The sequence below is a fragment of the Mesorhizobium sp. M2A.F.Ca.ET.037.01.1.1 genome (genome assembly GCF_003998075.1).
Lineage (GTDB): Bacteria > Pseudomonadota > Alphaproteobacteria > Rhizobiales > Rhizobiaceae > Mesorhizobium.
Window position 1 is genome coordinate 1 of sequence record NZ_RZSA01000197.1, and the last position, 8,169, is coordinate 8,169.

At 62.5% G+C, this 8,169-nt stretch carries 11 protein-coding genes; 6 read left to right on the forward strand and 5 right to left on the reverse strand.

The window, feature by feature from the left end; all coding sequences use genetic code 11:
* Nucleotides 1-675 (reverse strand): nitrilase-related carbon-nitrogen hydrolase (locus EOA27_RS12405; RefSeq protein ID WP_281059415.1); only part of this gene is annotated, 675 nt, incomplete at its 3' end.
* Between the two features lie 115 nt (nt 676-790).
* Complete coding sequence (locus EOA27_RS12410) at nt 791-1,504, reverse strand: DNA-3-methyladenine glycosylase I (protein WP_126082413.1); 714 nt, start codon at nt 1,502-1,504, stop codon at nt 791-793.
* A 90-nt stretch (nt 1,505-1,594) separates the two neighbouring features.
* Between EOA27_RS12410 and EOA27_RS12415 the strand changes: the two genes are divergently transcribed.
* Both EOA27_RS12415 and EOA27_RS12420 read left to right on the forward strand, forming a co-directional pair.
* Nucleotides 1,595-2,158, forward strand: coding sequence for a DUF1003 domain-containing protein (locus EOA27_RS12415; protein ID WP_126082412.1), 564 nt, complete (start codon nt 1,595-1,597; stop codon nt 2,156-2,158).
* Nucleotides 2,155-2,754 (forward strand): DedA family protein, encoded by a 600-nt coding sequence (locus tag EOA27_RS12420; RefSeq protein ID WP_126082411.1) that lies wholly within the window; start codon nt 2,155-2,157, stop codon nt 2,752-2,754. The genes EOA27_RS12415 and EOA27_RS12420 overlap by 4 nt, the downstream gene beginning before the upstream one ends.
* A gap of 11 nt (nt 2,755-2,765) precedes the next feature.
* On the opposite strand, the gene EOA27_RS12425 is transcribed toward EOA27_RS12420, so the two are convergent.
* Both EOA27_RS12425 and EOA27_RS12430 read right to left on the reverse strand, forming a co-directional pair.
* A complete protein-coding gene (locus EOA27_RS12425) occupies nt 2,766-3,125 on the reverse strand; it encodes a diacylglycerol kinase (protein ID WP_126082410.1) in 360 nt (119 codons plus the stop codon).
* 77 nt (nt 3,126-3,202) lie between these two features.
* The gene (locus EOA27_RS12430) at nt 3,203-3,622 is read right to left on the reverse strand and encodes a GFA family protein (protein ID WP_126082409.1); all 420 of its coding nucleotides are present in this window, start codon (nt 3,620-3,622) and stop codon (nt 3,203-3,205) included.
* A 320-nt stretch (nt 3,623-3,942) separates the two neighbouring features.
* Between EOA27_RS12430 and EOA27_RS12435 the strand changes: the two genes are divergently transcribed.
* The 3 genes from EOA27_RS12435 to EOA27_RS12445 all read left to right on the forward strand — a co-directional run bounded on the left by EOA27_RS12435 (nt 3,943) and on the right by EOA27_RS12445 (nt 6,181).
* The gene (locus EOA27_RS12435; protein ID WP_126083786.1) at nt 3,943-5,013 is read left to right on the forward strand and encodes a diguanylate cyclase; all 1,071 of its coding nucleotides are present in this window, start codon (nt 3,943-3,945) and stop codon (nt 5,011-5,013) included.
* Nucleotides 5,014-5,076: 63 nt separating this feature from the next.
* Nucleotides 5,077-5,454, forward strand: coding sequence for an antitoxin Xre/MbcA/ParS toxin-binding domain-containing protein (locus EOA27_RS12440; RefSeq protein WP_126082408.1), 378 nt, complete (start codon nt 5,077-5,079; stop codon nt 5,452-5,454).
* The gene (locus EOA27_RS12445) at nt 5,414-6,181 is read left to right on the forward strand and encodes an RES family NAD+ phosphorylase (protein WP_126082407.1); all 768 of its coding nucleotides are present in this window, start codon (nt 5,414-5,416) and stop codon (nt 6,179-6,181) included. The genes EOA27_RS12440 and EOA27_RS12445 overlap by 41 nt, the downstream gene beginning before the upstream one ends.
* A 151-nt stretch (nt 6,182-6,332) precedes the next feature.
* Here EOA27_RS12445 and EOA27_RS12450 read toward each other — a convergent pair whose 3' ends face one another.
* Nucleotides 6,333-7,037: a hypothetical protein gene (locus tag EOA27_RS12450; protein WP_126082406.1), complete on the reverse strand. Its 705-nt coding sequence runs from the start codon at nt 7,035-7,037 to the stop codon at nt 6,333-6,335.
* A gap of 198 nt (nt 7,038-7,235) precedes the next feature.
* Here EOA27_RS12450 and EOA27_RS12455 point away from each other — a divergent pair.
* On the forward strand, nt 7,236-8,169 hold a 934-nt coding region (locus EOA27_RS12455; protein WP_189562012.1), incomplete at its 3' end, for a glycosyltransferase family 39 protein.

Here is an 8,169-nt window from a genome sequence, read left to right on the forward strand (position 1 = left end):
GGAAGCCCCGTCGAAGATCAGCTCATCCTGGCCGCCAAGCTGGTTGGCGTAGACGATCGGCAAGCCGGTTTCGATGACCTGGCGGATGACGACCTGGTGGCGCACGTCGATCTTGGCGCGGTAATAGGGCGAGCCGTTCGGCACCAGCAGGATCTCGGCGCCGCTTTCGGCCAGCGTCTCACAGACCGCGATGTCGCCCCAGATATCCTCGCAGATCGGGACGCCGATGCGCACGCCGCGGAAGTTGACCGGCCCCTGCAGTTCAGGTCCGGCCTGGAAGACGCGCTTCTCATCGAACTCGCCGTAGTTGGGCAGATCGAGCTTGTAGCGCTCGGCGATGATCTTGCCACCGTCGGCGACGACGATGGAATTATGCGTGCCGGTCTTGCGCTTCAGCGGCGTGCCGATGATGACGCCGGGTCCGCCATCGGCGGTGTCCTTGGCGAAATCTTCGGCCGCCTTCTCGCAGGCCTTGAGGAAGGAAGGCTTCAGCACCAGATCTTCCGGCGGATAACCGGCGAGGAAGAGCTCGGTGTAGAGCACCAGGTCGGCGCCCTGTCGCGCCGCGTCCGCCCTCGCCTCGCGCGCTTTTGCCAGATTGCCGGCGACGTCGCCGACAGTCGGGTTGAGCTGGGCGACGGCGATGCGCAGGATATCAGGAGCGGTCTTGGTCATGGAATGGATGTAGCGTGGCAGAAATCGTCGGGCAATGGCGATCGCTTGTGCCAATTAGGATCGATCGGCAGAGCCGATCATGTTCATGATCGATCGACGGATGTCGATCGTATCCCTAATCGCCCATATATTCGCGCAGCGCCTCCGCCGAGCGGTTCTCGCCGATCGACATCGCCAGGATGCGCGAGATGTGGCGGCGCGGCAGGCCGGTCTCGGCCGACCATTGGTTGATCTGCGCCTGGATTTTTTCGAGGTCCCGCTTCGAGGTTGGGTTCTCGGCTATGTCGAGGCCGGCATCGCGCAAGGCCGCCGCCATGTCGGCGGAAACGACGAACGTGTCCCATTCCAGCCAGCGCAGGAAATACTGGCCCGTGTTGCCGCCGAGCCGGCTGCCATGCTTGGCCAGATAGGCGGTCAGGCCGATCTGATCGTCCGCCGGCCAGGCGGCAATGAATTTGCCGAAGCTGCCATGCTCCTTCGAGACGCGGTCGACGAAGGCGGCGTTGTCGCGCACCGACCTGATCTTCTGCGGGTTGCGCACGATGCGGCTGTCGGATGCCAACTCGTGCCAGAAGTCGTCCGGCTGGAACAGAAGCCGCTTCGGCTCGAAGCCGAGGAACGCCTCCTCGAAACCCGGCCATTTCTGCTCGATGACACGCCACACGAAGCCGGCGGCGAAAATGCGCTCGGCAATGGTGGAGAGAATGCGGTCGTCGGGGACTTTCGCCACCGCCTTGTTGTCGGGCGCAGGGCCAAGCAGCGGAGCGAGCACCGCCTCCCCGCCCTTGCGCTTTGCCGCCCGCGCGTGGATTTTCTGGAAATCGAGCATCGTTGTCCTTGCCTGTTCGCCGCAATCTAGCACTTCACGTCCGCCCCGGCAGCCTCTACGTCTATCGATGCCGGGCGAAGGAGAAGACAGATGAACAAGATCGTCGAGGACATGGCGAACCGCTTGCTCAAGCGAAAGCCGGACGGCTTTGGTCCGCTCGAGAGCCGCGTGCTTCAATCGACGCTCGAGCGCACCACCATCACACGCGACACCAACAAGGCCGTCGCCTTCCACGAGACCTATGGCGACCGCGTCGCCGACGCGATCGCCAGGATCGGCGGCTCCTGGTCCTTCATCCTCGGCTTCCTGGCGTTTCTCGCCCTCTGGACTGCCGGCAATGCCTGGCTGCTGACGCGCGACGCCTTCGACCCCTACCCCTTCATTTTCCTCAACCTTGTGCTGTCGATGCTGGCGGCGATCCAGGCGCCGGTGATCATGATGTCGCAGAACCGCCAGACCGAGCGCGACCGCATCGACGCGGCGCACGACTACGAGGTCAATCTGAAGGCCGAGATCGAGATCATGGCCCTGCATGAAAAGCTCGACGAGCTGCGCCACAGCGAGATCATCGGCATGCGAGACGAGATCCTGCGCATGGCCGAACAGATCAGGCGCATCGACGAGAAACTGTCCGCGCGGTCGGCAACCGAATGAACGAAACCATCCACCGCCTCATCGAGCAATATGGGCTGATCGCGGTCTTCCTGGGCTGCGTCGCCGAAGGCGAAAGTGCCGCGATCCTTGGCGGTTTCTTCGCTCATCAGCACGTCTTCGTGCTGTGGCAGACTTTTGTGGCCGCCTTCCTCGGCGCCTTCGCCGGCGACACGTTCTTCTTCACCCTCGGCCGCAGCTTCGCCGAGCATCGCTATGTGAGGAGGTTGCGCAGGCGGCCGGGCTTCAGCCGCGCCTACCGCCTGCTCAACACCCATCCCAACATCTTCGTGCTGACCAACCGCTACATCTACGGCATGCGGCTGGTCGGCGGTATCGCTGCAGGCCTGTCGACCGTGCCGATGCCGCGCTTCGTCATCCTGAATGCCATCTCTTCCGCCGTCTGGGCGGCCCTGTTCAGCGCCATCGGCTATGTCTTCGGCCTGGGCGCGGAGCGCATGGTGGACCAGGCGTTCGAGCGGCATGAGCGCCTGCTCATTGCCCTTGGCGTCGGCGTCGGCGTCGCAATCATTGCCTGGCTGGTCGGCCATCATTTTGCCGGACGCGAACGCGCCAAGGAAGATCGGGCAGGATCCTGATCCGCCAGGAGTCAGATCGGCGCGCCGGTGAGGCGCTCGATCAAGGCGATTCCCCAGACCCCGCCGGCGATCACGATCGAAATCAACACCGCCAGTGACCCGCAATCCTTGGCGAGCTGGATTTCGATGTGGAATTCGCGCGAGATCGCGTCGCAGGCCGCCTCGATGCCGGTGTTGAGCACTTCGACCATGATCAACAGCAGAACCGCGCCGATCAAAAGGGCATAACCGCGCCAGGAGACCGAGATGAACCAGCCGGCTGGCAGCGCCAGCGCAAGCAAAAGCAACTCCTGCTGGAATGCCTTTTCGTGAGCGGCCAACTTGCGGAAGGCCCGAACCGAATTGATGAAAGCGTCAACCAGCCGCTGCATGCCCAGCCTCGTTTCGAGTCACGGTGAGGGGATATCGCAACGGCGGGATCAAGGGAATAAGGCAGCCGCCGCAAAATTCATCCGTCGGCGACCTTTATCGACGGCGTCGATTTCTCGAACTGCGGCAGCCCGTCCTCGATCGAATAGTAATCGCCTTTGTCGCCCACGAAGATGTGGCTTTCCGCCGTGAGGCCGCTCGGCCTCTCGAAGGATCCGGCCATGATGGAAATCGTGTCCAGTTCATTGTGCTTCCAGAAGAGCAGCGAGCCGCAGGTCCGACAGAAGCCGCGTTTCGCCACATCGGAAGCACCGTACCAGCTGAGCGCGTCGGACCCTTCTATGACGATATCGGCATCCCTGGAGGCGGTAGCCGCGACGAAATGGCCGGTCTGCCGGCGACATTGCGAGCAATGGCAATAGACGACGCCGCGCAGCGGGCCACTCGTCCTGAAACGCACCGCCCCGCACAGGCACGATCCCCTGTGGTTGTCGTCCATTTCCGGCCTCCTTCGACCATCCTCCGATCCATTGCCGCCAGAATTTCAGGTTTGAAGTGGCTGGGCGCAGGCAAATGCGACACCGAAGCGACGCGTTTAAAAAGCTGCGCCTCACACGACTCTACATCCTGAGGTAGCAGAGACATCGAGGAAATGCAGGCCATTAAGGAAACTTTAGCGCAACTGCATCTATGTTTCCTGCAAGCGAAGGTCGTGTTGGGGACGCGCCGTCGCACCGCAATTCCGATTCAAATCCCCGAGTTAGCGACTCCCGGCGGTGGCAGGTCTCCGGTCGCACTGAAGGGGCAGTGAAACTGAACATGCAGCCGGCAGCCGTTCCCACCGACAGGAATACCGACATCGCCAGCACCGTCGTGGCGACGATGCGGCAGCTCGGCGTGCTTGGCATGCCCCGCAACTATGAAATCTTCTACGAGGCGCTCAGCGGCAGCAATCACGAACTCAGCCTTGCCGTCGTCTCGTTGAGCAACCGACCGACCCAGGAGGACCTCGACGGCATCGGGCGCATCTTCTTCCCCCAGCATCACGGACCGGCCATCGTCGAACATGCCCGCGAGATGGTCGCCAAGGAGCTCGAGGACATCGCCGCGCTGTTGCGCAGCGAGCGCTCGCATATCGAGAAATACGGCCGTCTGCTCGACGAGACCTCGAGCGGACTGAGCAACCGCAGTCTGCTTTCGCAGGAACTCCTGCAGAAGATCGCTGGCGCAATGTCGGCCGCCACCAGCTCGACGATCGACCATGGCCGCCAGATCGCCAGCACGCTCAGCGAAAAGACGGCCGAGCTTGAAAGCGTCAAGTCGAAACTCGAGGAATACAAACGGCTTGCCGACACCGATCCGCTCACGCAACTGTGGAACCGACGCGCCTTCGACAAGGAGATCACCCGGATCTACAACAGCAATCGCGGCATCCTGTTCAACGCCTTGATCCTTGCCGATATCGATCATTTCAAGGACATAAACGATCGCTACGGCCACCCGGTCGGCGACAGGATCCTGCAGATCATCGCCGAGATCTTCCAGTCCAGCGTGCGTGCCGACATGTTCGTCGCGCGCACCGGCGGCGAGGAGTTTGCGCTCATCGTCGAAGGCGCCAGCGAGGACGCCACATACGAGATCGCCGAGCGCATCCGGGCGCTGATCGAGCAGACCCCGTTCACCAGCAGCCAGACCGGCATGAACTACGGCACCGTCACCGTATCGCTGGGCATCTGTATGGCCTCGGAGGCGGAAAACCCCGAGGATCTCTACACCAAGGCGGACCGCGCGCTTTACCGCTCCAAGGTCGGCGGCCGCAACCGCGTGACAAGGCACTCGGCCACCGGCGGACGAGCTGGCAAAGGCTGGCTGCTTTACAAGAAAGACTGACATCACCCTTTCCAGAAGAATTTTTGTGGACTATATTTTCCACAGAAATGAAAGGGTGCGCTTATGCAACGTCCAGTCGCGGCCGCGACGGCGGCCGAAAACGCCGTCATCACCAAGGCCACGCTGCGCGCGGCCGACCTGCTCGATATCACCGCCAGGACGCTCGCTTTGGTCATCGGTGTGTCGGAGGCAACGATCTCGCGCATGCGCAAACAGGAGTTCCTGCTCGAACGCGGCACCAAGCCCTTCGAGCTGGCGGTGCTGTTCGTCCGCCTGTTCCGCTCGCTCGACGCCATCGTCGGCGGCGACGAGACTGTGGCGCGGGCATGGCTGAGGAATCCCAACATCACGCTCGACGGCACGCCGCTCGAGAAAATCCTGACCATTGCCGGACTTGTCGATGTCATTGCCTACCTGGACTCCCGGCGCGCTCTCGTCTGAGGCCGTCAGGCTCGAAGGCAAATACTGGCGCATGGTGGAGGCGCAGCACCGCGTGTCGACCCTCAAGCTGGTCGACACGCTCGACGAGCAGTCGCTGCTCGAGGACCTCGTCGAGGACACCAAGCCCCATATCCCGCTGGAATGCCGCCACCTCCATTATCTGCTGGCGACGCCTTTCCGCTACGGCTCCGTCTATCCTTACGGCTCGCGCTTCCGTCGCGCGGGCAAGACGAAAGGCGTCTACTACGCGGCCGAGACAGTGCTGACGGCGGTGGCGGAGATGGCCTTCTACCGCTTGCTGTTCTTTGCGGAGTCGCCGGCGACGCCATGGCCGAACGATGCGGCGGAATACACTGCCTTCGCCGCCGCGATCAAATGCGAGAGCGCGATCGACCTGACGCGGCCGCCGCTCGATCGGAACGAGAAGGCCTGGGCGCTGCCCACCGATTACACCGCCTGTCAGGCGATCGCCGATGTCGCGCGCGAAGCCGAGATACAGGCGATCCGCTATCGCTCGGTACGCGATCCCAAGGGCGCCAACATCGCTTTGTTGACGTGCAAGGGCTTTGCCAAGGCCAGGCCGCTGGAGCCACAGACCTGGCGCATCCGGATCGGCTCTTTCGGCCTGCAGGCGATCTGCGAATTTCCCGATAAGCGGCTGGAATTCTCACGCACCGCTTTTGCCGATCCGCGACTGGCTGGAATGCGTTGGGAACGCGGCCATTGAGTTCGGAAAAACTGTATCGAGATTCGGGTCAGGGTGAGCCGAGAAGGGTGGATTCCGAGAACCGGAGCGGAGCGTACTTGCAGTACGTGAGCACCGGAAGCGCAGGAAGCCACCATTCGCAGGCCAGCCTCACCCGAATATCGATACAGTTTTAGGCCAGGATGTTGACCGCCCGCGCCGCCACCAGCGCGATCGTCAAGAGCGAGATCATCGCTTCGGCCATCATCAGGAGCTTTGCGCGCTGCGTGAGCGGCAAGGTGTCGGTCGGCGAGAAGGCGGTGGCGTTGGTGAAAGCCAGGAAGAAATAGTCCACAAAGCCCGGCAGCCAGCCTTGTATCTCGCTATCTGGCAGCGTCATTTGCGGGAACAGGAAGTCGGCCTGCGCGCGCTTGACCAGGCCACAGGTCGGCGGCCCGCCCCTGTCCGTGCTCCAGAACCACAGCGCAAAGACGATCACATTGGTGACCCAGATGTTGAGCGCATCGACGAGCAGCGTGGTGCCGGCGCCGGCATGCCCTTCCAGCAGCGCCCGCACCAGGAAAACCAGCGATCCGCAATTCATGATGCTGATGACGCCGGTCATCACCAATGCCGTGCGGCGGATGTAGAGGCGCAATCGGCCGATCGCGTACCAATGCTCGTGGTCGACAGCCGTGCGCGTCTGCATCTGCGTCCATGCCGTCGCGATCGACAGGGGCACCAGCAGTGCCGCCTCGACGGTCGGGGCTAGCCAGCGCGGACCGCAGGACAGGTTGTTGATGACCAAAAGCTGAAGACAGATGACGACGAGAACCGCCGCGCGCGCCGACCAGAAGTCGAGCCCGCGATGATGGATGACGGCGTGCTGGTGACGCATGGAGACACCCGTATGGCTAGAACCGCGGCGCCTTGGGAGGCCCGGCTCAACCAACATTCAGCCGGCCACGGTTCTGCCCGAAGCGCCGGCGACGGGTTCCATCGCAATCTTGGTTTTACAATGTTGCGGCAGCATACATTTTCGTAAGCTTTTGCTATCGGACTGTTCAGAAATTCACCGGTGTGGTTTTAGGCCCGCATGTCGAGAACCAGCGAATCCGTTCATCTTTGGCCGGTGGCAGCCACCGCGGAACGCAATCCGCCTTCGATCTGGAACGGACTGATCCGGCATCCATGGCGATTGCTGGCGCTTTTGTGCCTCACCCAGATCGCTTGCTGGACCGTCATGCCGGCGCTCGTCAATGTTGGGCCGCCATACGACGTCGTCGAGGGGTTCATGTGGGGCCGCGAATGGGTTCTGCTGACCTACAAACACCCGCAGTTACCCTGCTGGCTGCTTGAGATCAGCCATCTACTGACCGGCTCGTTCCGCTGGCCGCAATATATGCTTTCGCAACTGCTGATCTCGACGACTTTCATCCTGGTCTATCTTCTCGCACGCGACATCATGGGGTCGACCCGCGCTCTCGCCGCGGTGTTGCTGATGCCCTCGATCTATTTCTTCGGTTGGCCGACCCCGCAATTCAACCACGACTATGCACAGATGCCTTTCTGGGCCGGCATCTCATGGCTGTTGTGGCGCGCCGCGCGCGACGGACGGCCCGGCTGGTGGCTCGCCCTCGGCGTCGTCTCCGGCCTGGGACTCTACGCCAAGTTCTCGACGGCTTTGCTGCTGGTTTTCGGCGGCATCTGGCTCTTATACGATAGCCGTGCCCGGAACCGGCTCGCCACCCCATGGCCGTGGCTTGGCCTTGCGGTTTTCCTTGGCATCGCGGCACCGCTGGCGGTCGAGCTTTTCCGACTCGATTTCCTGCCGCTGACCTACGCCGCGCACCGCAACGAATGGGTCCTCGCCCACCGCGCCAGGCTTTACTATATCGGCGTTCAGCTTGCCGGGCTTTCCGCTGTTCCCGTCGTTCTTGCTCTGTCCGGCCTGCTGCGGCGGCGAACAAGCCCCGCGCAGGAGCCCTTGCAGCCCCAGCCGGCTCCCGAGCGGCGCGCTATTATCTATC

Bases quoted from the DNA above. Each gene is read 5' to 3' on its own strand.
- EOA27_RS12410 (WP_126082413.1), bottom strand. From the start codon at position 1,504: ATGCTCGATTTCCAGAAAATCCACGCGCGGGCGGCAAAGCGCAAGGGC.
- EOA27_RS12415 (WP_126082412.1), top strand. From the start codon at position 1,595: ATGAACAAGATCGTCGAGGACATGGCGAACCGCTTGCTCAAGCGAAAG.
- EOA27_RS12420 (WP_126082411.1), top strand. From the start codon at position 2,155: ATGAACGAAACCATCCACCGCCTCATCGAGCAATATGGGCTGATCGCG.
- EOA27_RS12425 (WP_126082410.1), bottom strand. From the start codon at position 3,125: ATGCAGCGGCTGGTTGACGCTTTCATCAATTCGGTTCGGGCCTTCCGC.
- EOA27_RS12430 (WP_126082409.1), bottom strand. From the start codon at position 3,622: ATGGACGACAACCACAGGGGATCGTGCCTGTGCGGGGCGGTGCGTTTC.
- EOA27_RS12435 (WP_126083786.1), top strand. From the start codon at position 3,943: ATGCAGCCGGCAGCCGTTCCCACCGACAGGAATACCGACATCGCCAGC.
- EOA27_RS12440 (WP_126082408.1), top strand. From the start codon at position 5,077: ATGCAACGTCCAGTCGCGGCCGCGACGGCGGCCGAAAACGCCGTCATC.
- EOA27_RS12445 (WP_126082407.1), top strand. From the start codon at position 5,414: ATGTCATTGCCTACCTGGACTCCCGGCGCGCTCTCGTCTGAGGCCGTC.
- EOA27_RS12450 (WP_126082406.1), bottom strand. From the start codon at position 7,037: ATGCGTCACCAGCACGCCGTCATCCATCATCGCGGGCTCGACTTCTGG.